The 22,943-nt window shown below is 69.8% G+C and carries 23 protein-coding genes and 1 tRNA gene; 9 read left to right on the top strand and 15 right to left on the bottom strand.

Annotated elements, in window-relative coordinates; genetic code table 11:
- Nucleotides 1-1,063: 1,063 nt before the first annotated feature.
- The 8 genes from dnaN to ABZ719_RS11985 all read left to right on the top strand — a co-directional run bounded on the left by dnaN (nucleotide 1,064) and on the right by ABZ719_RS11985 (nucleotide 11,334).
- Nucleotides 1,064-2,194: a DNA polymerase III subunit beta gene (gene dnaN / locus ABZ719_RS12020; protein WP_037856188.1), complete on the top strand. Its 1,131-nt coding sequence runs from the start codon at nucleotides 1,064-1,066 to the stop codon at nucleotides 2,192-2,194.
- Between the two features lie 164 nt (nucleotides 2,195-2,358).
- Nucleotides 2,359-3,234 carry a phosphogluconate dehydrogenase (NAD(+)-dependent, decarboxylating) gene (gene gnd, locus ABZ719_RS12015; RefSeq protein ID WP_366725082.1) on the top strand — a complete coding sequence of 292 codons (876 nt, stop codon included), beginning with the start codon at nucleotides 2,359-2,361 and terminating at the stop codon, nucleotides 3,232-3,234.
- 176 nt (nucleotides 3,235-3,410) lie between these two features.
- Nucleotides 3,411-4,532: a DNA replication/repair protein RecF gene (gene recF / locus ABZ719_RS12010; protein ID WP_366725081.1), complete on the top strand. Its 1,122-nt coding sequence runs from the start codon at nucleotides 3,411-3,413 to the stop codon at nucleotides 4,530-4,532.
- Nucleotides 4,529-5,128, top strand: a complete 600-nt coding sequence (locus ABZ719_RS12005) for a DciA family protein (RefSeq protein WP_366725080.1) — start codon at nucleotides 4,529-4,531, stop codon at nucleotides 5,126-5,128. Before recF ends, ABZ719_RS12005 begins: the two co-directional genes overlap by 4 nt.
- A gap of 486 nt (nucleotides 5,129-5,614) precedes the next feature.
- A complete protein-coding gene (gyrB, locus tag ABZ719_RS12000) occupies nucleotides 5,615-7,675 on the top strand; it encodes a DNA topoisomerase (ATP-hydrolyzing) subunit B (RefSeq protein WP_366725099.1) in 2,061 nt (686 codons plus the stop codon).
- Nucleotides 7,676-7,717: 42 nt separating this feature from the next.
- A complete protein-coding gene (gyrA, locus tag ABZ719_RS11995; protein WP_366725079.1) occupies nucleotides 7,718-10,312 on the top strand; it encodes a DNA gyrase subunit A in 2,595 nt (864 codons plus the stop codon).
- An 18-nt stretch (nucleotides 10,313-10,330) separates the two neighbouring features.
- Nucleotides 10,331-11,089, top strand: a complete 759-nt coding sequence (locus tag ABZ719_RS11990; protein WP_366725078.1) for a DUF3566 domain-containing protein — start codon at nucleotides 10,331-10,333, stop codon at nucleotides 11,087-11,089.
- A 168-nt stretch (nucleotides 11,090-11,257) separates the two neighbouring features.
- A tRNA-Ile gene (locus ABZ719_RS11985) sits at nucleotides 11,258-11,334 on the top strand.
- Nucleotides 11,335-11,389: 55 nt separating this feature from the next.
- On the opposite strand, the gene ABZ719_RS11980 is transcribed toward ABZ719_RS11985, so the two are convergent.
- From ABZ719_RS11980 to ABZ719_RS11920, 13 genes are all read right to left on the bottom strand, one after another.
- A complete protein-coding gene (locus ABZ719_RS11980) occupies nucleotides 11,390-12,547 on the bottom strand; it encodes a site-specific integrase (RefSeq protein WP_366725077.1) in 1,158 nt (385 codons plus the stop codon).
- Nucleotides 12,547-12,735: a helix-turn-helix domain-containing protein gene (locus ABZ719_RS11975; RefSeq protein WP_018566204.1), complete on the bottom strand. Its 189-nt coding sequence runs from the start codon at nucleotides 12,733-12,735 to the stop codon at nucleotides 12,547-12,549. Before ABZ719_RS11975 ends, ABZ719_RS11980 begins: the two co-directional genes overlap by 1 nt.
- Entirely contained in the window at nucleotides 12,732-14,123 is a 1,392-nt protein-coding gene (repSA, locus tag ABZ719_RS11970; protein WP_366725076.1) for a replication initiator protein RepSA, read from the bottom strand. Before repSA ends, ABZ719_RS11975 begins: the two co-directional genes overlap by 4 nt.
- Entirely contained in the window at nucleotides 14,120-14,848 is a 729-nt protein-coding gene (locus ABZ719_RS11965; RefSeq protein WP_366725075.1) for a DNA methylase, read from the bottom strand. The genes repSA and ABZ719_RS11965 overlap by 4 nt, the downstream gene beginning before the upstream one ends.
- Nucleotides 14,809-14,979: a hypothetical protein gene (locus ABZ719_RS11960; protein ID WP_366725074.1), complete on the bottom strand. Its 171-nt coding sequence runs from the start codon at nucleotides 14,977-14,979 to the stop codon at nucleotides 14,809-14,811. Before ABZ719_RS11960 ends, ABZ719_RS11965 begins: the two co-directional genes overlap by 40 nt.
- A gap of 5 nt (nucleotides 14,980-14,984) precedes the next feature.
- Complete coding sequence (locus ABZ719_RS11955; RefSeq protein WP_366725073.1) at nucleotides 14,985-15,167, bottom strand: hypothetical protein; 183 nt, start codon at nucleotides 15,165-15,167, stop codon at nucleotides 14,985-14,987.
- A 91-nt stretch (nucleotides 15,168-15,258) separates the two neighbouring features.
- Nucleotides 15,259-15,495 carry a hypothetical protein gene (locus tag ABZ719_RS11950; protein ID WP_366725072.1) on the bottom strand — a complete coding sequence of 79 codons (237 nt, stop codon included), beginning with the start codon at nucleotides 15,493-15,495 and terminating at the stop codon, nucleotides 15,259-15,261.
- Between the two features lie 18 nt (nucleotides 15,496-15,513).
- Complete coding sequence (locus ABZ719_RS11945; RefSeq protein ID WP_366725071.1) at nucleotides 15,514-16,062, bottom strand: GGDEF domain-containing protein; 549 nt, start codon at nucleotides 16,060-16,062, stop codon at nucleotides 15,514-15,516.
- 5 nt (nucleotides 16,063-16,067) lie between these two features.
- Nucleotides 16,068-16,394, bottom strand: coding sequence for a SpdD protein (locus ABZ719_RS11940; RefSeq protein ID WP_366725070.1), 327 nt, complete (start codon nucleotides 16,392-16,394; stop codon nucleotides 16,068-16,070).
- 16 nt (nucleotides 16,395-16,410) lie between these two features.
- Nucleotides 16,411-16,596, bottom strand: coding sequence for a mobile element transfer protein (locus ABZ719_RS11935; protein WP_366725069.1), 186 nt, complete (start codon nucleotides 16,594-16,596; stop codon nucleotides 16,411-16,413).
- A gap of 18 nt (nucleotides 16,597-16,614) precedes the next feature.
- Nucleotides 16,615-17,286 (bottom strand): DUF2637 domain-containing protein, encoded by a 672-nt coding sequence (locus ABZ719_RS11930; protein ID WP_366725068.1) that lies wholly within the window; start codon nucleotides 17,284-17,286, stop codon nucleotides 16,615-16,617.
- 199 nt (nucleotides 17,287-17,485) lie between these two features.
- Nucleotides 17,486-18,826 carry an FtsK/SpoIIIE domain-containing protein gene (locus tag ABZ719_RS11925; protein WP_366725067.1) on the bottom strand — a complete coding sequence of 447 codons (1,341 nt, stop codon included), beginning with the start codon at nucleotides 18,824-18,826 and terminating at the stop codon, nucleotides 17,486-17,488.
- Between the two features lie 2 nt (nucleotides 18,827-18,828).
- The gene (locus ABZ719_RS11920; RefSeq protein WP_366725066.1) at nucleotides 18,829-19,158 is read right to left on the bottom strand and encodes a hypothetical protein; all 330 of its coding nucleotides are present in this window, start codon (nucleotides 19,156-19,158) and stop codon (nucleotides 18,829-18,831) included.
- Nucleotides 19,159-19,347: 189 nt separating this feature from the next.
- Between ABZ719_RS11920 and ABZ719_RS11915 the strand changes: the two genes are divergently transcribed.
- Nucleotides 19,348-20,106, top strand: coding sequence for a GntR family transcriptional regulator (locus ABZ719_RS11915; RefSeq protein ID WP_366725065.1), 759 nt, complete (start codon nucleotides 19,348-19,350; stop codon nucleotides 20,104-20,106).
- On the opposite strand, the gene ABZ719_RS11910 is transcribed toward ABZ719_RS11915, so the two are convergent.
- Together ABZ719_RS11910 and ABZ719_RS11905 are read right to left on the bottom strand one after the other, a co-directional pair.
- Nucleotides 20,107-20,655: a nuclease-related domain-containing protein gene (locus tag ABZ719_RS11910; protein ID WP_366725064.1), complete on the bottom strand. Its 549-nt coding sequence runs from the start codon at nucleotides 20,653-20,655 to the stop codon at nucleotides 20,107-20,109.
- 1,685 nt (nucleotides 20,656-22,340) lie between these two features.
- Nucleotides 22,341-22,703: a DUF6344 domain-containing protein gene (locus ABZ719_RS11905; RefSeq protein ID WP_366725063.1), complete on the bottom strand. Its 363-nt coding sequence runs from the start codon at nucleotides 22,701-22,703 to the stop codon at nucleotides 22,341-22,343.
- Between the last annotated feature and the right edge of the window lie 240 nt (nucleotides 22,704-22,943).

Genomic DNA, 22,943 nt, shown 5'->3' with positions numbered 1-22,943 from the left:
ACCATGCCCCCTGGCCGGGTGCGGGGCCCCACGGCCGGGCACAAGGGCCCGCCGGCCGGACAGGCTCCCCATACCCGCATGCAGGGCTCCTACGGGCTCCCCATCCGCGTGCAGGGCTCTTCCACCACGCCGGGCACGGACCCGGATCGCCGCCGTCCGGGCCGAGCACGGGCTCCCCGGCCAGGCCCCGGGCACCGCCGGACGACCTGCCCCGGCAGAGCCCCGAACGCCCTCGCGCGGCCTCCTGGACGGCCCCCTGCTCCCGTGCGGCGACATCTGCCGACGCGCCCCGCCCTGTCCCGCTGTTCGATTAACTGCCTGGTTACGGCCTCTCTCCACAGATTCGGTGACTTTCTTCCGTCCACATCCTGGGGACCGCGAAGTTGTCCCGAGCTGTGTCCACAGGCATCCGCCCCGAAACCCGTCTGCCCAGCTCAGCGGGGTGTGGAATCGTGGACGAACGATTTCCACAGGCTGTGGACGAAGTCGTGATCCACAGGCTGTGCATGAAGTTGTCCACGGGCAACCCACAGGACGCGGTCAGTTGTCCCCAATGATCGTTGGCTTCTCCACATGGTTGTCCACTGTTCGGCAACCCGGCACCCCCGGTCACCGCGTCGAGTGAAAGCCGTCACACGAAGCTGCCGGATTGGGGTGTGGGAAACTTGGGTAAACCTGGGGACGCAGCTGGGGAGAACTCCACTCAGGCTGTGGGCGAGGTGTGCAGAACTTTCTGTTCTCCACAGAGTCGCCGAGTTGTCCACCGGTGTCACCCACAGGGTCCGTGGACAAAATTCCTGCTCTGAGCTGGGCAAACAGGGTTATCCACCGTATCCACAGGCCCTACTACTACTCCCAACCAGTAAGAGAGCGGAATCCGTTTCGAAGCGGGGCCTGTGCACAACTCGCCCTCTCGAGTCCGGCCGTCCCTCGGAGCGACTTGACCCCGACGGGCACCTGCTGTCAGTGGCGTGCGTCAGACTGGTCCCCGGTGCTCCTCCCGTCACAGTGGGCGGTGACACCGAGTCGGAGGACTCAGCAGCAACACAGGAGGCGGCTTACGGTGAAGATCCGGGTGGAACGCGACGTACTCGCGGAGGCAGTGGCCTGGGCGGCACGCAGCCTCCCGGCCCGTCCGCCGGCGCCTGTTCTCGCCGGCCTGCTGCTCAAGGCGGAGGACGGCCAGCTGAGCCTGTCCAGCTTCGACTACGAGGTCTCCGCCCGGGTGTCGGTGGACGCCGAGGTCGAGGAGGAGGGCACCGTCCTGGTCTCCGGCCGGCTGCTCGCCGACATCTCCCGCGCGCTGCCCAACCGGCCGGTGGAGATTTCCACAGACGGTGTACGGGCGACGGTGGTCTGCGGTTCCTCGCGCTTCACCCTCCACACCCTGCCGGTGGAGGAGTACCCGGCGCTCCCGCAGATGCCGAACGCCACCGGCACGGTCCCCGGCGAGGTGTTCGCCTCCGCCGTGCAGCAGGTTGCCATCGCCGCGGGCCGGGACGACACCCTGCCGGTGCTCACCGGTGTGCGCATCGAGATCGAGGGCGACACGGTGACGCTGGCGTCCACCGACCGCTACCGCTTCGCGGTCCGCGAGTTCCTGTGGAAGCCGGAGAACCCGGACGTCTCCGCGGTCGCTCTGGTCCCCGCCAAGACGCTCCAGGACACCGCCAAGGCGCTGACCAGCGGTGACAGCGTCATCCTGGCGCTCTCGGGCTCCGGCGCGGGCGAGGGTCTGATCGGTTTCGAGGGTGCGGGCCGCCGCACCACCACGCGCCTGCTCGAAGGCGACCTGCCGAAGTACCGCACGCTGTTCCCCACCGAGTTCAACAGCGTCGCGGTCATCGAGACCGCGCCGTTCGTCGAGGCCGTCAAGCGCGTGGCCCTGGTCGCCGAGCGCAACACCCCGGTGCGGCTCAGCTTCGAGCAGGGCGTGCTCATCCTGGAGGCCGGCTCCAGTGACGACGCACAGGCTGTGGAGAGGGTGGACGCCCAGCTCGAGGGTGACGACATCTCCATCGCCTTCAACCCGACGTTCCTGCTGGACGGCCTGAGCGCCATCGACTCCCCGGTGGCCCAGCTGTCGTTCACCACGTCCACCAAGCCCGCCCTGCTCAGCGGCAAGCCGGCCGTGGACGCGGAGGCGGACGACGCGTACAAGTACCTGATCATGCCGGTCCGGCTGAGCGGCTGACCGGGCGCCGTCGCCCCTGGCCGTCGGCGGCCCACGCCGGGGGACAGCGGTCGTACGTATGAGCGGGTATGCCCACGGATGTGCGGGAGCGTCCGGGTCTAGGCTCGGACGCGGGCACGGAAGTGCCTCCACATCCCGTCGGACACCTCATAAGGACACAACTGATGGAGCTCGGTCTCGTCGGCCTCGGCAAGATGGGCGGCAACATGCGCGAGCGGATACGCCGCGCGGGTCACACCGTCATCGGATACGACCGCAATCCGGACCTCGCGGACGTCCACAGCCTCTCTGAGCTTGTGGACAAGCTGACGGGTCCCCGCGTGGTCTGGGTGATGGTCCCGGCCGGTGCCCCGACCCAGTCGACCATCGACGAGCTCGCCGAGCTGCTGCAGCCCGGTGACGTGGTCGTGGACGGCGGCAACTCCCGCTGGACGGACGACGAGAAGCACGCCGGCGAGCTGGCCGCCAAGGGCATCGGCTTCGTCGACTGCGGTGTCTCCGGCGGCGTGTGGGGCCTGGAGAACGGCTACGCGCTGATGTACGGCGGCGACGCGGAGAACGTGGCCAGGGTGCAGCCGGTCTTCGACGCGCTGAAGCCGGAGGGTGACTTCGGCGCGGTGCACGCGGGCAGGGTCGGCGCGGGTCACTTCGCGAAGATGGTCCACAACGGCATCGAGTACGCGATGATGCAGGCCTACGCCGAGGGCTGGGAGCTGCTCGAGAAGGTCGACTCCGTGGACAACGTCCGTGAGGTCTTCCGCTCCTGGCAGGAGGGGACCGTCATCCGGTCCTGGCTGCTGGACCTCGCGGTCAACGCCCTCGACGACGACGAGCACCTGGAGGGACTGCGCGGCTTCGCCCAGGACTCCGGCGAGGGCCGGTGGACCGTCGAGGCGGCCATCGACAACGCCGTGCCGCTGCCCGCGATCACGGCGTCGCTGTTCGCGCGGTTCGCCTCCCGCCAGGAGGACTCGCCGCAGATGAAGATGATCGCCGCGCTGCGCAACCAGTTCGGCGGCCACGCCGTGGAGAAGAAGTAGTCCGCAGCACGACATCTCGGACACACCGGGCGGTCCGCCGGACCGCCGGATGCGCGGAGCCACCGGGTTCGGCGGATCCGGTCGAGATCCACAGAACCCACCGGATCCGCAGGAGGATCCGCCCAGGACATGGACCGCCCGGTGGTCCACCCGCTGGAGGAGGCCGGCGAACGACCATGCACGTCACGCATCTGTCGCTGGCCGACTTCCGCTCGTACGTCCGGGCCGAGGTGCCGCTCGACCCGGGCGTCACCGCGTTCGTCGGCCCCAACGGCCAGGGCAAGACGAACCTCGTCGAGGCCGTCGGCTACCTCGCCACCCTGGGCAGCCACCGGGTCGCCTCCGACGCCCCGCTGGTGCGCATGGGCGCCGAGCGTGCGGTGATCCGGGCGCAGGTGCGGCAGGGCGAGCGGCAGCAGCTGGTCGAACTGGAGCTGAATCCCGGCCGTGCCAACCGGGCCCGTATCAACCGTTCCTCGCAGGTCAGGCCGCGTGACGTGCTCGGCATCGTCCGGACGGTGCTGTTCGCGCCCGAGGACCTGGCCCTGGTCAAGGGTGATCCCGGGGAGCGCCGCCGCTTTCTGGACGAGCTGATCACGGCCCGCTCGCCGCGCATGGCGGGTGTCCGCTCCGACTACGACCGGGTCCTCAAGCAGCGCAACACCCTGTTGAAGTCCGCGGCGCTCGCCCGCCGTCACGGTGGGCGCTCCATGGATCTGTCCACGCTGGACGTGTGGGACCAGCATCTGGCGCGCGCGGGTGCGGAGCTGCTGGCCCAGCGCCTGGACCTGGTCGCTACGCTCCAGCCGCTGGCCGACAAGGCGTACGAGCAGCTGGCGCCGGGGGGCGGGCCGGTCGTGCTGGAGTACAAGCCGTCCGCGCCCGGCGAGGCGCAGACGCGTGAGGAGTTGTTCGCGCAGCTCGTCGCGGCGCTCGCGGAGGTGCGCAAGCAGGAGATCGAGCGGGGCGTGACCCTGGTGGGTCCGCACCGGGACGATCTGGTTCTCAAGCTGGGCCGGCTGCCGGCCAAGGGGTACGCGTCGCACGGTGAGTCGTGGTCCTGTGCGCTGGCGCTGCGGCTGGCGTCGTACGACCTGCTGCGTGCGGAGGGCAACGAGCCGGTGCTGGTCCTGGACGACGTCTTCGCGGAGCTGGACGCCCGGCGTCGTGAGCGGTTGGCGGAGCTGGTCGCGCCCGGTGAGCAGGTCCTGGTGACCGCGGCGGTGGACGACGACGTGCCGCACGTGCTGGCGGGGGCCCGGTTCGCCGTGGCGGACGGGGCGGTGGAGCGCGTATGAGCGGCGAGTGGGACGCGGCGTCCGGTCGCGGGAAGGCATCGCGGGCGCCGGGGGCCGGTGACGGGGAGAAGGCGGCGAAGGCGTCCGCGCGGGGCCCCGAGCCGTCCGGTGTGGATCTCGCGCGGGTGGCGTTGCGTGCGGCCAAGGAGGCGGCCCGCGCGCGGGGCGAGGCGACGCAGCAGAAGAGGCAGGCGCGGCGGGGCGGGCTGCGTTCGGGTGCGCGGGGGGACGGCCGTGATCCGATGGCGCTGGGTGCGGCGATCAACCGGCTGATCACGGAGCGCGGCTGGGAGACTCCGGCGGCGGTGGGCGGGGTGATGGGGCGCTGGCCGCAGATCGTGGGTGCGGACGTGGCCAAGCACTGTGTGCCGGAGCGGTACGACGAGGACGAGCGGGTCCTGGCCGTGCGCTGTGACTCGACGGCGTGGGCGACGAACCTGCGGCTGCTCGCCCCGACGCTGGTGGCCCGGCTCAATGAGGACCTGGGGCACGGTGCGGTCCGGTTGATCAAGGTGCACGGTCCGGGTGGCGGTGTGCGCCGGCACGGCCCGCTGCGGGCTCCTGGCAGTACGGGTCCGGGTGACACCTACGGGTGACGGGCCGTTCTGTACGGCGGTGAGGGCCGTTCTGCGCGGTGGTGAGCGCCCTTCCCGTGGCAGGTGACGGAGATCACATGGGGGTGGTCTCGGAGGGGGTGCGCGGACCCGTTGGACGGTCCTGCCCCGCGACCGCACGCGCTTGCGAATCCCGACCTGACCCTGGAGTAGCGAAGGGTTGACGCCTCAAAGCGCTGAGTGCCGCTGTGAGCCTCTTGGAGCCCCCATCCACATATCGGGACCCGGCCGAGACCGGTTCAGGGCGCCACATGCGGACTCAGGTGCCCGCAAACCCCCATCACTGTCGGCGCTACCGGTAGACTGGAAGCCGATCCCGCCCCGAACGTGGGGACCGTCCGGGAAATTGCTGAGCAACGCTGATCAGGGCTTACCAACGCAACATGCCGCAGCCGCTCCGGCGACCCTCCCCCCGGGAGGGGGGAAACCCCAGGAGCCCGGCTCGTGCTGTGCCAGAAAGGGCGCTTCGTGGCCGATTCCGGCAACCCCAACGAGAACATCCCGTCCACCGAAGCCGGCGCCGAGGCGCCGGTGGCCTCTCCGAACGGTGAGGCCACGGCCTCGTACGACGCCAGCGCCATCACCGTCCTCGAGGGTCTGGACGCGGTCCGCAAGCGACCCGGTATGTACATCGGCTCCACCGGCGAGCGCGGTCTGCACCACCTCGTGTACGAGGTCGTCGACAACTCCGTCGACGAGGCGCTGGCAGGGCACGCGGACACCATCGACGTGACGATCCTGTCCGACGGCGGCGTCCGCGTCGTCGACAACGGCCGTGGCATCCCGGTGGGCATCGTCGCCTCCGAGGGCAAGCCGGCCGTCGAGGTCGTGCTCACCGTGCTGCACGCGGGCGGCAAGTTCGGCGGCGGCGGCTACGCGGTCTCCGGTGGTCTGCACGGCGTGGGCGTCTCGGTGGTGAACGCCCTGTCCTCGAAGGTCTCCGTCGAGATCAGGACCGACGGGTACCGCTGGACGCAGGACTACAAGCTGGGTGTTCCGACGGCGCCGCTGGCCCGGCACGAGGCGACCGAGGAGACGGGCACGTCCGTCACCTTCTGGGCCGACCCGGACATCTTCGAGACCACCGAGTACTCCTTCGAGACGCTCTCGCGGCGCTTCCAGGAGATGGCGTTCCTCAACAAGGGCCTGACGATCCGGCTGACCGACGAGCGCGAGTCGGCGAAGGCCACCAGCGGTGCGGACGAGGCGGGCGCCGACCAGAAGGACGAGGTCAAGTCCGTCGCCTACCACTACGAGGGCGGCATCGTCGACTTCGTGAAGTACCTCAACTCCCGCAAGGGAGAGGTGGTGCACCCCACGATCATCGACCTGGAGGCGGAGGACAAGGACAAGAGCCTGTCCCTCGAGGTCGCCATGCAGTGGAACGGCGGCTACAGCGAGGGTGTGTACTCCTTCGCGAACATCATCCACACGCATGAGGGCGGTACGCACGAGGAGGGCTTCCGTGCGGCCCTGACCAGCCTGATCAACAAGTACGCGCGGGACAAGAAGCTGCTGCGCGACAAGGACGACAACCTCACGGGCGACGACATCCGCGAGGGTCTGACCGCGATCATCTCGGTCAAGCTGAGCGAGCCGCAGTTCGAGGGCCAGACCAAGACCAAGCTGGGCAACACCGAGGCGAAGACCTTCGTCCAGCGGGCCGTCTACGAACACCTGAACGACTGGCTGGACCGCAACCCGGTCGAGGCGGCGGACATCATCCGCAAGGGCATCCAGGCGGCCACCGCCCGCGTGGCGGCCCGCAAGGCCCGCGACCTCACGCGCCGCAAGGGCCTGCTGGAGTCCGCGTCCCTGCCGGGCAAGCTCTCCGACTGCCAGTCGAACGACCCCACCAAGTGCGAGATCTTCATCGTCGAGGGTGACTCCGCCGGCGGCTCGGCCAAGTCCGGCCGCAACCCCGAGTACCAGGCGATCCTGCCCATCCGCGGCAAGATCCTCAACGTCGAGAAGGCGCGGATCGACAAGATCCTCCAGAACCAGGAGATCCAGGCGCTGATCTCCGCGTTCGGCACGGGTGTGCACGAGGACTTCGACATCGAGAAGCTCCGCTATCACAAGATCATCCTGATGGCGGACGCCGACGTCGACGGCCAGCACATCAGCACCCTGCTGCTCACCTTCCTGTTCCGCTTCATGCGGCCGCTGGTCGAGGCCGGGCACGTGTACCTCTCCCGCCCGCCGCTGTACAAGATCAAGTGGGGCCGGGAGGACATCGAGTACGCGTACTCCGACCGCGAGCGCGACGCGCTGCTGGAGATGGGCCGCCAGCGCGGCAAGCGCGTGCGCGAGGACTCGATCCAGCGCTTCAAGGGCCTCGGCGAGATGAACGCCGAGGAGCTGCGCGTGACCACCATGGACCAGGAGCACCGCGTGCTGGGCCAGGTGACCCTCGACGACGCCGCCCAGGCCGACGACCTGTTCTCGGTCCTGATGGGCGAGGACGTCGAGGCCCGCCGGCAGTTCATCCAGCGCAACGCCAAGGACGTCCGCTTCCTCGACATCTGAGTCGGTCTCAGCTGACCGCACCAGGAAGGATCCCCACCAGCAATGGCCGACGAGAACACCCCCGTCACCCCTGAAGAGGGCGGCGACGTCGCGATGCGTGTCGAGCCCGTCGGGCTCGAGACGGAGATGCAGCGCTCCTACCTCGACTACGCGATGTCCGTCATCGTCTCGCGTGCGCTGCCCGACGTCCGGGACGGCCTCAAGCCCGTCCACCGCCGTGTCCTGTACGCCATGTACGACGGCGGCTACCGCCCCGAGCGCGGCTTCTACAAGTGCGCCCGCGTCGTCGGCGACGTCATGGGCAACTACCACCCGCACGGCGACTCCTCGATCTACGACGCGCTGGTCCGCCTGGCGCAGCCCTGGTCGATGCGGATGCCGCTGGTGGACTCCAACGGCAACTTCGGCTCCCCGGGCAACGACCCGGCGGCGGCGATGCGCTACACCGAGTGCAAGCTGGCGCCGCTGTCGATGGAGATGGTCCGCGACATCGACGAGGAGACCGTCGACTTCACGGACAACTACGACGGCCGCTCCCAGGAGCCGACCGTCCTGCCCGCCCGCTTCCCGAACCTGCTGATCAACGGCTCGGCCGGTATCGCGGTCGGCATGGCGACCAACATCCCGCCGCACAACCTGCGCGAGGTCGCCGCCGGTGCCCAGTGGTACCTGGAGAACCCCGAGGCCTCGCACGAGGAGCTGCTCGACGCGCTCATCGAGCGCATCAAGGGCCCGGACTTCCCGACCGGAGCGCTGGTCGTGGGCCGCAAGGGCATCGAGGAGGCGTACCGCACCGGCCGCGGCTCCATCACCATGCGCGCGGTCGTCGAGGTCGAGGAGATCCAGAACCGCCAGTGCCTGGTGGTCACCGAGCTGCCCTACCAGGTCAACCCGGACAACCTCGCGCAGAAGATCGCCGACCTGGTCAAGGACGGCAAGATCGGCGGCATCGCCGACGTCCGCGACGAGACGTCCTCGCGCACGGGCCAGCGCCTGGTCATCGTCCTCAAGCGGGACGCGGTCGCCAAGGTCGTCCTGAACAACCTCTACAAGCACACCGACCTGCAGACCAACTTCGGCGCCAACATGCTGGCGCTGGTCGACGGCGTGCCGCGCACCCTGTCGCTGGACGCGTTCATCCGCCACTGGGTGACGCACCAGATCGAGGTCATCGTCCGCCGGACCCGTTTCCGGCTGCGCAAGGCCGAGGAGCGCGCCCACATCCTGCGCGGCCTGCTGAAGGCCCTGGACGCGATCGACGAGGTCATCGCGCTGATCCGGCGCAGTGAGACCGTCGAGATCGCCCGCGGCGGCCTGATGGGCCTCCTGGAGATCGACGAGATCCAGGCCAACGCCATCCTGGAGATGCAGCTGCGCCGGCTGGCCGCCCTGGAGCGCCAGAAGATCGTCCAGGAGCACGACGAGCTGCAGGCGAAGATCAACGAGTACAACGAGATCCTGGCCTCCCCGGTCCGTCAGCGCGGCATCGTCAGCGAGGAGCTGGCCGCGATCGTCGAGAAGTACGGCGACGACCGCAAGACCAAGCTGATCCCCTACGAGGGCGACATGTCCATCGAGGACCTGATCGCCGAGGAGGACATCGTCGTCACGGTCACCCGCGGCGGCTACATCAAGCGGACCAAGACCGACGACTACCGCGCCCAGAAGCGCGGCGGCAAGGGCGTGCGCGGCGCGAAGCTGAAGGAAGACGACATCGTCGACCACTTCTTCGTCTCCACCACGCACCACTGGCTGCTGTTCTTCACCAACAAGGGCCGGGTGTACCGGGCGAAGGCCTACGAGCTGCCGGACGCCGGCCGGGACGCGCGCGGCCAGCACGTGGCGAACCTGCTGGCCTTCCAGCCGGACGAGGCGATCGCCGAGATCCTCGCGATCCGCGACTACGAGGCGGCCCCGTACCTGGTGCTGGCCACCAAGGCCGGACTGGTCAAGAAGACGCCTCTGAAGGATTACGATTCGCCTCGTTCCGGCGGCGTCATCGCCATCAACCTGCGCGAGCGGGAGGACGGCAGCGACGACGAACTGATCGGTGCGGAACTCGTCTCGGCCGACGACGATCTCCTTCTGATCAGCAAGAAGGCGCAGTCGATCAGGTTCACCGCCTCGGACGACACCCTGCGCCCGATGGGCCGCGCTACCTCGGGCGTGAAGGGCATGAGCTTCCGCGAGAGCGACGAACTGCTGTCGATGAATGTGGTGCGACCCGGTACGTTCGTGTTCACTGCCACCGACGGCGGGTACGCCAAGCGGACCCGGGTCGACGAGTACCGCGTCCAGGGCCGCGGCGGCCTCGGCATCAAGGCCGCCAAGATCGTGGAGGACCGCGGTTCGCTCGTGGGCGCGCTGGTTGTCGAGGAGAGCGACGAGATCCTCGCGATCACACTCTCGGGCGGAGTGATTCGCACGCGAGTCAGCGGGGTCAGGGAGACGGGCCGTGACACCATGGGCGTCCAACTGATCAACCTGGGCAAGCGCGATGCCGTCGTCGGTATCGCACGTAACGCCGAGGCGGGACGCGAGGCGGAGGAAGTCGACGGCGACGTGGCCGTGGACGAGACCGCCGACGATGTCGCGACCGCCGGCACGGACGAGGGTGAGGCGCCCTCGGCCGAGTAGCACGAGGAGTGAGTCATCGTGAGCGGAGCCACGGGCGCCGGATCGTCCGGTACCTCCACTGGTACGGAATCGGGCGGCGGCCGTGGCTCCGCCGCGCGTGCGACGGACTCGCACACCACCAACCTGAACGCGATCAAGTCGCCCGCGACCGACTCGCACTCGCCCACGCACGGATCCCAGGGGGGAACGGTGACGGACACCCGAGGCCCGCAGACGCAGGGCCAGCCCGCGGCCGGGCGGCAGGCGGCCCAGCAGCACGCGGCGGGCTCCCCGCTGCCCGGCGAGCGGCAGCCGCAGCAGCACACGGGGCCGTACCACCCCCCGCAGGCCTACCCGGCGTCCGCGGGGGCGGGCGACCGGTCCGGCACGGTGCGCCGGCCGCGCACGGGCGCCCGGACCACCCCGCGCACCCGCAAGGCGCGCCTGCGCGTGGCCAAGGCCGACCCGTGGTCGGTCATGAAGGTCAGCTTCCTGCTCTCCATCGCCCTGGGCATCTGCACCGTCGTGGCGTCCGCCGTGCTGTGGATGGTCATGAACGCGATGGGCGTCTTCTCCACGGTCGGCGGGACGATCTCCGAGGCGACGGGCTCCACCGAGTCGAACGGCTTCGACCTGCAGTCCTTCCTGTCCCTGCCGCACGTCCTGATGTTCGCGACGATCATCGCGGTCATCGACGTCGTCCTGGCCACGGCGCTGGCGACCCTCGGGGCGTTCATCTACAACCTCTCGGCGGGCTTCGTCGGCGGTATCGAGCTGACGCTGGCCGAGGACGAGTGAGACACCTCGCGGAGCGCTCCCGGCTCCGGGAGCGCCCGCCGGTTCCGCAGGGCCGCGGACGGTCCCGAACCCCCGCCGAAGGCCCTGCGACAACCGATTTTGGGACTGCCCCCCTCGTGCGCTAATCTTCAGGAGTCAGCGCGCGGGACATACACCGCAGAGCGCGGCGGGGCTATAGCTCAGTTGGTTAGAGCGCATCCCTGATAAGGATGAGGCCACAGGTTCAAATCCTGTTAGCCCCACCAGCGAGAAGACCCCCAGTCGATACCGGCTGGGGGTCTTTGACATCCATGGCTGACATCAGCCGATGAGCGGGTCTTCCAGAAGTTCCGCGAGGAGCGCGACCGCTTCCCGCTCGTCGTCGCCCACCACGTGGGTGTAGACGTCCATGGTCATGCTGATCTGGCTGTGCCGCAGGATGGCTTGGGCGACCTTGGGGTGCACCTTCAGGAAGGCGAGCAGGGTGCCGCAGGTGTGCCGGGCGAGCCGGACTGTGATGCGGCGGACGCCGGCGCGCTTCACGAGGCGGTCGAAGGTCCGCGAGAAGCCCACCGGGTCGATCATGCCGCCGTGCTCCGAGGAGAAGATCAGGTCGTGGTCAGGCTCCTGCGACCAGTGCTCACCGGCAATCTTCCGTTCCAGCTCTTGCAGCTCCCGCCGCTCCTCCAGGGCGCGGGCGCAGAACTCGGGGAGAGGCAGCACCGCCTGTGAGGATTCGGTCTTGAGGTCCTTGAGGACCAGGCCGACGCCCTTGACGCGCTGCACCTGCTTGACCGGGGTGAAGTGGCGAGCGTCGAAGTTGATGTCCTGCCAGCGCAGGCCCAGCACCTCACTGCGGCGGAGCCCCAGCACGAGGACCAGGACACAGGCCGCGTAGAGGCGGTGGGCGCGGGACGCCCGCAGAAAGGCGACAGCCTCACGCGCGCTCCACGCCTTGCCCTTGTCCTTGCTCACCTTGGGCATGTCCACGAGCAGGGCGACGTTCCGCGTCAGGATCTCCTCACGGATGGCCCGGTTCAGAGCGTTGCGCAGCACCCGCAGCACCTCAAAGCGGGTGGCGGCCCCGACCTCCTCACGCTTCAGCGCGGCCATGAACGTGCGGACCTGCGCCGGCGTGAGCTTGGTCAACGGCTTCTTGGCCAGGTGCGGCAACAGGTACAGCCTGATCTTGGACTCGTACTTGACGTAGGTGTTGTGTTCCCGTTCCGGCTTGACGATGTGCTCCAGCCAATAGGCCAGCCACTCACCGAGCGTCCAGGCCCGAGAGGGCACCGGAATGCCGTTCCGCTCCTGCTCCTGGAGCTTGCCGAGCTTCTCGTTGGCCTCGTCCCAGGTCGCGCCGTAGACGTACTTCCGGACACGGTTGCCGTCCGTGTCGGTGACGTACGCGGCGCCCTGATAGCGACCGTCCTTGCGCTTGGCGATGGTGCCCCCGCCGTTGGGCCGTCGCTTGGCCATCAGGCAGCCTCTCCCATCTGTCCCGTGATGAAGGCGCGCACCGCGTCCGTGGGGATGCGGCGGCAGCCGTCGACCTTGATGGACACCAGCCGACGCGTGCGGATCAGGTCGTAGACCTTGGTGCGGCCGACCTTGAGCCGTTCCATGACCTCGGGAACGGTCAGTAGCTCAGGCATGGCAGTGGTCATGAAGCGGCTCCTTCCAGGTCAAGCAGGGCGGGTAGTTCTTCGCGGGCGGTTTCGCGGTTGAGTTGGATGTCGCGGCGGATGGTGGCGGCGAGCCAGGATTCGCCGGGGGTGTGGCCGTGGCCGGCGTAGGCCCAGTGGGCGAGGGTGAGGGTGGTGGCTTCCTCGTCGTCGGGGTCGGGCAGGCCGAGGGCTTCGCGTTGCTGGGCGGCGCGGTAGTCGGCGCGGGTCTGGCGGAGGGCGCCGAGGGTGGTGGAGTAGCGGCGGGACTTGGTGGAGAAGTGGCCGCGGAAGCCGAGCATGTGAGCCCAGTCCCGTAACTTCCGGTCCGGGTAGAGCGCGTGCAGGTCGAGGCAGGCGGCGATGAGCCGGGCCGGGTGCTCGGGGACGCCCAGCAGTTCCAGGGCCTCTTTGTTGCCGATGCGGCGGTCGACGGTGCCGGTGGTCTCGGCGGCTTTGGTGGCGTACTTGGCGACGTAGGAGGCCACGGCCTGTTCGGTGATCTCCGAGCCGTCCCCGAAGGCCCGGATCGGGCGTACGTCGAGCTGGGTGCCCCAGCGCAGCGTGCGGGCGGGCTGGTCCCCGGAGGGGGGCACGTCGACTGCGACGCGGGCGGCAGCGGCGTGGATCGAGTCGGTGAGCAGGTCGAGGGTGGCCCAGGCCGGCGGGGGGCTGTCGGGTCCCTCGGGGCCGTCGAAGCGGATCACGGCATGGAAGTGGACGGCTCCGCGCTTCTGGTACTCGGCGACCTTGCCGAAGGAGACCCGCGACTGTTCCCGGGCTGCTTTCTGGGTGAGCCCGGCCCGCTTGGCGATCTCCCGGCGCAGGTAGATCGTGAAGTAGCGCCACAGGTCGGAGGCGTGGTTGTTCCACAGCACCGCCCCCGCATAGTCGTACGTCTCCGGGTCGAGCGGCGTGCCCAGTTCGGGGGCGCCTTCGGGGTGGTGGGTGCCGCAGCGGCAGGGCCGGTTGCCAGGACGGTTGTGGACCGGACCGAACGAAGGGGCGGTGAGGGTGGCGAACACGCGGGGGTGGTCGCGGATCGTGTGGGGGGTGCCTTTGGCGGGGTCGCCGACGAGGCCGGCGCGGATGAGGTGGTAGGTGTCGCCCGCGTAGGTCCAGGCGCAGGCGGGGCAGCGGGAGGCCCGCCGGTTGCCGCACGCCACACGGAGGACGCCGCCCGGCTCGGTGTCGGTCGAGTAGGAGTGCAGGACGTGCCGGGTCTCCTTGTCCCGGACGACGACGGAGCCTTGCAGACGGATCGGGTCGGTGCAGCCGCCGGTACGGCGGATCTGGTCCTGGATACGGTCGAAGCCGGGGGACCCGGCCAGCCTCAGCACGTCGGCGAGGGTGGCCGGGTCCAGGCCCGCCATGGTGGCGGTGTCGGTCACGCGAAGACCTCCTGGCGGGTGGTCAGGAAGGCGCGGCCGATCCACTCGGTGTAGGCCGGGGGGATGGCTTCGGTCAGTTCCTCGTGCACGTCGGTCCAGGTGATGCCCATGGCGTGCTGCATCTCGGCGACCGTGGCCTTGCCCCCGCCCTTGCCGTAGGCGGCCACGTAGGGGCCGTTGCGGTAGACGCCGTGGCGGTGACCGCGCACGTAGCCCCGGTGGCGGGGATGGGCCGGCTTGGGGGTGGCCCAGCGGCCGAGTTCGAAGTTGCGGTGCCGCAGCACGCCGAGACCGAACATCTCGCCGCACAAGGTCAGGTCTTTGCGGATCTTCGCGCGGCCGTTGGGCTGCTCGATGACGTACGGCAGGCCGGTCGCGTCGAGGAGTTCGCGGGTGGCGGCCACCAGGTCGACGTGCGCGCCGCCCCAGCCCTGTGAGGCGTTGGTGCCCACGGTCAGGGCGCAGCCTGCCTGACAGGGCGGGGAGGCGTGCACGAGGGTGTAGCGGCCGATCTCGCCCGTGGCGGTCAGGTGGGCGAGGTATTCGAGCGCGTCGCCCCGGTGGTAGGCGAAGGGGTAGCGGGGGCGGTCGGTGATGTCGCAGCCGTCGACCGCGAACCCGGCGAGGCGGTAGCCCATACCGGCGCCACCGGAGCAGGAGAACAGGTCCAGGACCCGAGGCGCGGTCACCGGTTCTCCTCCTTGGGCGGGTGGGCGTCGAGCCATGCTTCGGCGCACACCTTGTGGACGGGCTTGCCGTTGTCGGAGCGCAGCGGGGTGGGCTTGGTGCACATCACGCACGGCTTGTCGCCGGTGGAGTCGTAGTGCTCGGACGAGCGCCAGTTCAGGAGAGCCACGGCGGTCACCTCCCGACGCGGGCGAAGCCGGCGGCGGGCGTGCGGTGGCCGGTGCCCTTGCAGGTCGGGCAGGTGACGGTGAGGGTGGCGCGGGTGCCGTCGGTGTGTCGGGTGCCGGTGGTGATGGCGACGGTGGCGTAGCCGTCGCAGTCGCGGCAGACGCGCGTGGTCGAGGCGTGCTGGGGCATGATGGGGCTTCCTTTTCGGGTCCGATGGGTCTGGAAGGGGTGCAGGCGCCGGGGCGGCGGATCTTTGGCGAGAGAGCCGCCCCGGGGCCGTTCAGCGGCGGCGGTTGCGACCGCGGGGGATGGGCGGGATGGAGTCGTAGGCGTCGCGGCCCTGCTGGAACGAGGCGCGGTCGCTGTCGCTCATGCCGGACTCGCCGATCTGCCGGTTGATGCGGCCGACGGTCTTGCGGTCGCCGTGGCGCTTGGCGATGGCGTACTCGCGGCCCAGTTCGGCCATCTGCGGGTTGGCCGGGGCGGTGTCGTTGTTCTTGCGGCGGAAGATGCCCATGGATCGTTCCTCTCGGGATCAGTGGTGGGTGTTGCGCCGGCCGTGGCCCTTGGCCGCGTACATCGCTGCGTCGGCGGTGGTCAGGGCGTCGGTGAGGGTGCGTACCGGCAGGTTCGAGCAGTGGCAGCGGCCGACCGACGCGGACACCGGCAGGGTGTGGCCGTCGTAGTCGAGGGGCCGGTTCAGGGCGTGTTGCAGGGCTTGGTAGCCGGGGGTGCGGCCGGGGTCGGTGACGATGGCGGCGAACTCGTCTCCGCCGAGGCGGGCGGCGATGCCGTAGCGTCCGACCCAGGTGTTCAGGCGGCGGGCGGTGGCGGTGAGGACCGCGTCACCGGCCGCGTGGCCGTGGGTGTCGTTGACGGTCTTGAAGTCGTCGAGGTCGACCAGGAGGACCAGGGCGCCGGGGTGCTTGGCCAGCAGGTGTTCGGCGCGGGTGGTCCATCCGGCGCGGGTGTGCAGGCCGGTCAGCGGGTCGCGGCGGGCGGTGGCCAGGCGGCGGACGAGGAGACCGCCGTGGACGGCCCAGCCCAGCGTCGGTAACGCGGCGGCGATCACGTGCGTGTCCATCCTGGTCACCGCCCCTTGTGCAGGTCTTTGAGGAGGAGGCGCAGGACGACGGTGACCACGGCGACCGAGACTCCGGTGATGGCGACCGCGAGGAGCATGGAGACCAGTACCGCGCCGACGACCAGGACCACGGCGGTGCCGCCGCCGACGAGGGCGAGCGCGGTGCCGGGGGTGAGCTGGACCGTGGGCCGGTTCGAGACCGGCGCCGGGGCGACCGGGACCGGTGCCGGGGTCGGCGGGGTGACGACCGGGGTGTGGTCGGGCGTCGGCGCGGGGGCCGGGAGTGGGGCGGTGGAGGCGGTGTCCGGGGGCGGGTACTTCGGTGTGAACACGGGCTCTTCCCTTCTGTCAGGCGGTGCAGCGGTGGGTGCGGGCGGAGAGTTCGGCGGCGGAGCGGTCGCGGTGGTCGGTGGAGAAGCCGCAGCCGGGGGCGGTGCAGGCGGCGGTGTGCCGCCTCTGGCCGCGTCCGTTGTTGTAGGTGCCGACCTTGACCGGGCCGATCTTGATCACGTCGTAGAAGCGGTTCGGGCGCACGGGCGGACTCCTTTCTGATCAGGCGAGTTGGAGTTGCGCGGCGATCGCTTCACAGGTCGGGACGGGCAGCCCGAGCCGGGCGGTCAACGCCTCAGCGGTGATCTGCTCCCCCGTGCTGCTGCGGTGTGCGTCAGCGATCGAACGAGCATGGTCGAGCAGCGCCGGCGGAACCGGCGGGGTGGCGGCGGCCGGCTTGGGCGGTGCCGGAGCCAGTTCCGCGGGGACGGAGGCCGGGGCCGGGGGTGCCGGTTCGGGGGTGTCGGTGCGGTGCATCTCGACTTCCGGCGCCTCCGCTTCCTCGTCCGGCTCAGGCTCCGAGGCAACCGGGGCGGGAGTGGGCGAGTGGACGAGGAGGGTGCCGCCGAGGAAGGCGAGGGCGGGCCAGCCGGCGACGAGGATGCGCAGCCAGGCCGGCACCTGGTGCAGGTCGAGCAGTCCCGCGGTAGCGACGTTCGCGCCGAGCGAGGCCGCCAACGCGATGGCGAACCAGGTCCAGGAGGAGCGGTCCCGGCCGGCCCGGAGGCGACGCCAGGCGGCGACCAGCAGCAGGTCGACCGAGACCGGGTAGGCCCATGCCTTCCATCCGGACTGCCCGGCCGCCGCCGCCAGGTCGTGCAGGTGCGCGAAGGACAGCGCACCGGCGATCACGGCCTGGATCAGGACGGCATCAGGGCGGACAACTCGGTTCACGGGGATCACTCCCCGCCCGCGGGTGCTTCACCGGTGCCCAGGCAGGTCAGACACAGAGCGGCTTGCCGGTTGTCGGTGGCCCGGCCCTTGCGAGCACCGACGCGGACGGTCTCACTCGTTTCACCCCTGCCGTCACAGTCCGGACAGGACACCGGCGCGGGGGCAGCCTTCTTACGCGTGGCCATGACGTGCCCCCCTCTCAGTCCGTGACCGGTCGCGGCTTGACCAGCGACGAGCCCGCGACCGGAGCGACAGCCGGGACGTGCGGCCGGAACGGGGCCAAGGTGGGAAGGTCCGGGACCAGGTGAGCGAATCGCCGACAGGCCGCCGTCACCTCCTCGCGAGACGTGTGCGGGGTGCGGATCTTCGACCAGCCACCCGAGGAGTCCGCCGCAACAGCGGTACCGGGACGCTCGGCCGGGATGAGGCCGGCGGCTATGACCGCGTCCGGGGCGACATCCGCGAGCCCCATCTCGGCGGTCTGCTTGTCGTTGACCCGGTGCACCACACGCCCGGTGAGCTGAGCGCGCAGCATGGTCGCGCCCTTGCCCAGCTCGGAGCCGAAGCGCTGCCCGCACACCTCCAGGTAGATCCCGACCGCGCGAGCCATCTGCGCCAGCCGGATCAACGCGGTGACAATCCGCTCCCGGCGCTCCTCGTCCTTCCTGGAGGAGATCAGGAACAGTTCCGCCACCTCGTCCACCAGCACCACGACCGGCACCGGCCGTAACCGCTCGGGCAGCTCCCACATGTCCGACACCCCGTGCGCGCTGAGCAGGTCGAAGCGGGACTCCATCTCGGAGACCAGGACATCCAGCAGCGAGGCGGCCTCATCCGGCGTGGTCACCAGGGCGGACAGGCGGGGCGCGTAGGCGGACTGCTCCACACCGCGCTTGCAGTCGATCCCGACCAGCCCCACGGGCAGTTCCGCGAGGCCCTTGATCAGGTTGCGCTGATACACGGACTTGCCCGAGTTGTTCGCCCCCAAGGTGAGGGCCATGGGGACCTTGCGGTAGTCGCGGACGAACGCGGTCCCGTCCTCCCGCAGTGCCACCGGCACCGCCAGACCAGCAGGGCGAGAACGGCGGGGCATCCGGACGCGGCGCAGCACGTCATAGCCGGTCATGCGCAGCTCGACGTGGCCGGGCTTGGTCTCCGCGATGGTGACCGAGTGGACGCCCCAGGCGTGCCGCAGCCGTTCCGAGGCGACCATCAGGTCGGCAGGTTCCAGGCCGGCGGGAAGCCGCAGCGTCACCCGCAGCCCCGTCGACGTGCCACGGACCCGACGGACCCTGGGCGGGACCGGCAGCACCTCACGGCGTGCCACGTTCCGGGCGAGGAAGGCCCGCAGCCGGGACGGCTGGACCGTCAGCCCGCACACGTCCATCGTGGACCGGTAGGTGATCGTGAACCGGCCCCAGGTGACCGGCAGCCCGACCAGCGACCAGTACACCCCCGGCGCCCGGACCTTTGCGTAGCCGAGACCGCCGGCGCCCGCGAGGACACCCGTGGTCTCCAGCATCATGGACAGGTCGCTCATGGTCAGGCCGCCGCAGTGATCGCGACCGCGCGGAACGAGATGCCGTGCCGCTTCTGCCCGTTGAACTCGTTCTCCCAGTCCCGCGCCTTCAGGCCCACCACCCGCACCGGCATGCCCGGCGCCAGACCCTCCGGGAGACCGGTCTCCGGGACGGTGACCTGGTAGAGGTTGCCCTCCCCCTCGTCGGAGACCAGCAGGCCCACCGTCGACAGGGACGCCCCGGTGTCCCGGTCCAGAGCCCGCTCACCGGTCTTCTTGTTGGCCATCTTGGGTTCCGGCGCGGTCGCCACGAACACCACAGCGGTCGAAAGGTCGATCTTGAACGACGGCATAGCTGTCCCCTCATCTCCGAGGCGGCTCCCTTGTGAGCAACCTCTCTAGAGATGACTTCATAGAAGCTCACATCTCTAGAGAGGTCAAGTCATCTCTAGAGATGTTTCGAATACTCGGCGACGGCCAGCCGCCCGTGTGCGGGGGTAGATACAACGCCTAAGCTGTCTAGAGATGAGAGGAGGGATCACATGGCCACCCAGGGCAGCGGACGCCAGCCGAAGTACCAGCGCATCGCGGACGAACTGAGGGAAGCGATCCAGGCCGGCGAGTACGGCCCAGGTGATCGGCTACCAGGAGAGAACGACCTCATGGCCACCTACGAGGTGGCCCGCATGACTGCCCGGCAGGCGCTCGGTGTGCTCCAGAACGAGGGTCTTGCCGAGTCCCGCAAGGGTGCCGGCGTTTTCGTCCGCGCCTTCAAGCCGCTCAGGCGGCGAGGCATTCAGCGGTTGTCTCGCGATCAGTGGGGTTCAGGACGGTCCATCTGGTCGGCAGACATCGATGACCGCGCCTTGGTGGTCGACCAGGTGCAGGTCTACGAGGCGGCATCACTCGAACGGATCAGTCAGGTACTCGGCATCGAGGCCGATGCACCTGTGTGCGTACGCAGTCGCCGCTTCGTCCTGGACGACAAACCCGTCCTGCTGTCCACGTCCTACCTGCCGGCGGAACTGGTAGCGGGGTCGGCGATCACCCAAGAGGACACCGGCCCCGGCGGGACGTACGCCCGGCTGGCCGAGCTTGGCTACAAGCCCGTGCACTTCCGCGAGGAGATCCGGTCCCGGATGCCGTCGCAGGAGGAGGCGAGCCGCCTCCGGCTCTCCATGGGGACGCCCGTGATCATGATTTGCCGCACGGCGTTCGCGGACGAGGGGCGCCCGGTCGAGGTGAACGAGATGACTCTCGACTCCGCCGCCTACGTGCTGGAATACGACTTCGATGCCTGATCAACCGATCCAGGTCCGGGCTTCCCGCGCCACGCCGTAGATGCGCGCGACCTGGTCAGGCGGGAGCGTGGGCGACAGCCCCGACAGAACCCGACCGAGGTGTTCGACCGCCACGACCAGCACCGGCGGGTTGGCGCCCTTGACTGTGAGCTTCGCCGCGTGCACCACGGAGATCACGGGGCGGACTGGAACTTCGACTTCACAGCGTGCAGACAAGGCCCGCGAGATGCGCCGGGCCTCGGACTGACTGACCGCGATGTGGCGGGTCGGGGAGCCGTTCACCGTGACGGCGGTGTCGCCGTACCAGACGGTTTTCCCTCGGTGCCGCTTGGAGTTGATGGAGAAGACGCCGGCGGGGCCGATTGCCAGGTGGTCGATGTCCGCGCCGCTCGCCCACTGGATCGCATGGAGGATGAACCAGCCGCGGCGGCGAAGCTTGCTCAACTGGCGTCCAGTGAGGCGTTCCCCGGTGAGTCCGTCCGCCCAACTACGGATGTCCGACCGGGGGCGCCGGCGGTCGATCAGTCTCAGCACCGGGTTCGGCTGCAACTCCCGGATTTTGCGGCGCACTGCGTCGCCCGGCCTGTTTCGTGCCAAGTCATCCGGTAACGGCTGCACCCTGCCCCCTCGCGCGTGCCCTCTGATCCCAGACCACCACGGGGGCGTGAGCAGCGCCAAGGCCCGTATCGGCCATGAGCTGTTACAGGTTTCTCTACCTCATCAAGCCCCGGCTGCGCTCCGCTCCGCCGGGCGCGCTTCCCGGCTCCGCTCCGGGCGACGCTCCTGCCTTCGGCCCGCTCCGCCCGCGCTGCGCCGACGCGCGCCCACATGTGGATAGGGCCGGTGGCCATGAGTCGATCACCGCATAGAGCGGCCCACGGTCAAGACGATGCCTCCGGCGGGGGATCGGCCGGCACCGGGATGGAGGGGGCGCCGTCGCCGACCGCGGGCGCGTAGTGGCGTGCGTGGGGAGCTCCCATCCCGTCCACCGTCGACCCAGGCAAAGCCGAGCAGACGCGGCCCATGGCGTCCAGGTCGTTCGTACAGTGGCGCGCTCCACCTGGACGCCATGAACCACGCCCGCTCCACGGTGTGTGGGTCGACGGCGGACGGGATGGGAGCTGGGGCGAGTGGTGGGTTGAGGCGGGTAGCGAAGATAGATAGTCAGACTGCTAGCGTCCCGGACACTGAGTCGAACCGAGAGGCGAGCATGTACGCGTTGCGTCCACTGGTTACATTCTTCGCATTCGTTCTCACATTGGCCACCGTGGTGCTCTTTCTGGCATCCGGCCTGCTTGTCGTTTCCCATCGGGGCTTGAGTGTTGAGCTATTCCAGGCACTGGGCTTGCTGGTGCTGTGCCTTGCTCTCCTCATGGCTTGCCACCGGTTCCTGACTGGCCAGTGGCACCGATGGTCGCGTGTCAAGAGCGCCCCTCTTCGCTGACACCAGCACCTGACACCAACAGGGCCGAACAGTGCCGGACGCCGCCGAACGTCGACGAACCGGCAGGCGAGGCGGGAGCCGGGTTGGCCGACGTTCCAGAGACCCCGTGATCGACCTGATAAGGATGAGGCCACAGGTTCAAATCCTGTTAGCCCCACAGCGAGAAGACCCCCCAGACCATCGGTCCGGGGGGTCTTTCGCGTGCTGTGAGAGCGGAGGGCGGGCAGGGCTTCGGCCCCGGCCTCTCGGGCGTCGGGTGGCGACTCGACGCCGGCTTCGCGCAGAGGGGCTGGGAGCAGTACGTCGGCCCCGGCGGGGCCAGGGGCAGGATCCTGACGCCCGTCACGGCGGTCCTGACGGTCGTCGCCCGGAGCCCGGAGCCCGGAGCCCGGACGGACGGCGGCGGGACGCCGGCGGGGCCGGCGTCCCTACTGGCGCAGGGCCGTCGGCCCGCGCGATCCCGGGGGTGGCCCGCGCGGTCCCGGGGGCGGATCACGCGATCCGGTAGGCCCGCGCGATATGCCGGGGCAGGCCCACGCGTTCCCGGGGGTGCGGACGCCCTGGTGTCGGCGGGATGCCCCGCGCCGGTCCAGCGGGCCGCAGGGGCCGGTGCCGTGGTGTCGGCAGGCATGGGAAGGGCCCCGGTCGGCGGGGCGACCGGGGACTCGGGTGCTGCGGGGTGGTGCGCTGTCGCTGACTGGTGCGGGGGTGCGATTCGGTGGTGCAGTACGCGGTTCGCCGTTACGTCATGGTTGGTGCGGAGGGCCCCGGCGGTACCGGGGCGGCGCTGTCAGCGCTGGAGCGGGATGCTGGGGCGGGCCGGTGGTTCGGCGGGGGCGCAGTCGGGGTCGGTGGCGAGCGAGGGGGCGTCGGCCAGCGAGCGGTGCCGGCAGCTCGGGGACTTCCCGTGGGCCTCGGCGCGGATCCGCTGTTTCATCGTGGGGGGCAGGGACCGGGCATGGGACCTGGACCTGGGCCAGGAGGCTGTCGTCTGGGCCGGCACCCTCGCGGTGGTGCTCTTGGGTGCCGTCTCGGGCTGCGGCGCGGCCGTGGCCGCCGAGGCGGTCGTGGTGACGAGTCCGAGCGCCGTGCAGAGCGCGAGGAAGGCGGTGACGATGGCGGTCCACAGCTTCATGACCTTGTGCTGGTCCATGGCCCCTCACTTTCGGGTTGGGCGATTTGCGTACTTTGCTCATCATGTGTATGAGCGCCGCGAAGTGGTGGACCGACGCCCGTGGCGCGGGGATCTTCGGATGAACACCACTCGGATGGACGCATGAGCGGCGAAAAGCTGCCCAGGCGGGAGAAGGACGGGCAAATGTCACCGTCCGTGGGGATCTGATCACCCTCCGACCGGAGCGGTTCGGGCCGTGTCTACTGCGTTCCCGTACCT

This window comes from Streptomyces sp. NPDC006743 (assembly GCF_040703815.1).
GTDB lineage: Bacteria > Actinomycetota > Actinomycetes > Streptomycetales > Streptomycetaceae > Streptomyces.
Note: the sequence above shows the minus strand (reverse complement) of the source record. Positions and strands in the feature narration are given on the sequence as shown.

Excerpts from the sequence above, each read along its gene's own strand:
- ABZ719_RS11980 (WP_366725077.1), bottom strand. The coding sequence starts at position 12,547 with ATGGCCAAGCGACGGCCCAACGGCGGGGGCACCATCGCCAAGCGCAAG.
- ABZ719_RS11965 (WP_366725075.1), bottom strand. The coding sequence starts at position 14,848 with ATGGCTCGACGCCCACCCGCCCAAGGAGGAGAACCGGTGACCGCGCCT.
- ABZ719_RS11950 (WP_366725072.1), bottom strand. The coding sequence starts at position 15,495 with ATGGGCATCTTCCGCCGCAAGAACAACGACACCGCCCCGGCCAACCCG.
- recF (WP_366725081.1), top strand. The coding sequence starts at position 3,411 with ATGCACGTCACGCATCTGTCGCTGGCCGACTTCCGCTCGTACGTCCGG.
- ABZ719_RS12005 (WP_366725080.1), top strand. The coding sequence starts at position 4,529 with ATGAGCGGCGAGTGGGACGCGGCGTCCGGTCGCGGGAAGGCATCGCGG.
- ABZ719_RS11945 (WP_366725071.1), bottom strand. The coding sequence starts at position 16,062 with ATGGACACGCACGTGATCGCCGCCGCGTTACCGACGCTGGGCTGGGCC.
- gnd (WP_366725082.1), top strand. The coding sequence starts at position 2,359 with ATGGAGCTCGGTCTCGTCGGCCTCGGCAAGATGGGCGGCAACATGCGC.
- gyrA (WP_366725079.1), top strand. The coding sequence starts at position 7,718 with ATGGCCGACGAGAACACCCCCGTCACCCCTGAAGAGGGCGGCGACGTC.
- ABZ719_RS11905 (WP_366725063.1), bottom strand. The coding sequence starts at position 22,703 with ATGGACCAGCACAAGGTCATGAAGCTGTGGACCGCCATCGTCACCGCC.
- ABZ719_RS11920 (WP_366725066.1), bottom strand. The coding sequence starts at position 19,158 with ATGCCGTCGTTCAAGATCGACCTTTCGACCGCTGTGGTGTTCGTGGCG.
- ABZ719_RS11925 (WP_366725067.1), bottom strand. The coding sequence starts at position 18,826 with ATGAGCGACCTGTCCATGATGCTGGAGACCACGGGTGTCCTCGCGGGC.
- ABZ719_RS11955 (WP_366725073.1), bottom strand. The coding sequence starts at position 15,167 with ATGCCCCAGCACGCCTCGACCACGCGCGTCTGCCGCGACTGCGACGGC.
- ABZ719_RS11975 (WP_018566204.1), bottom strand. The coding sequence starts at position 12,735 with ATGACCACTGCCATGCCTGAGCTACTGACCGTTCCCGAGGTCATGGAA.
- ABZ719_RS11915 (WP_366725065.1), top strand. The coding sequence starts at position 19,348 with ATGGCCACCCAGGGCAGCGGACGCCAGCCGAAGTACCAGCGCATCGCG.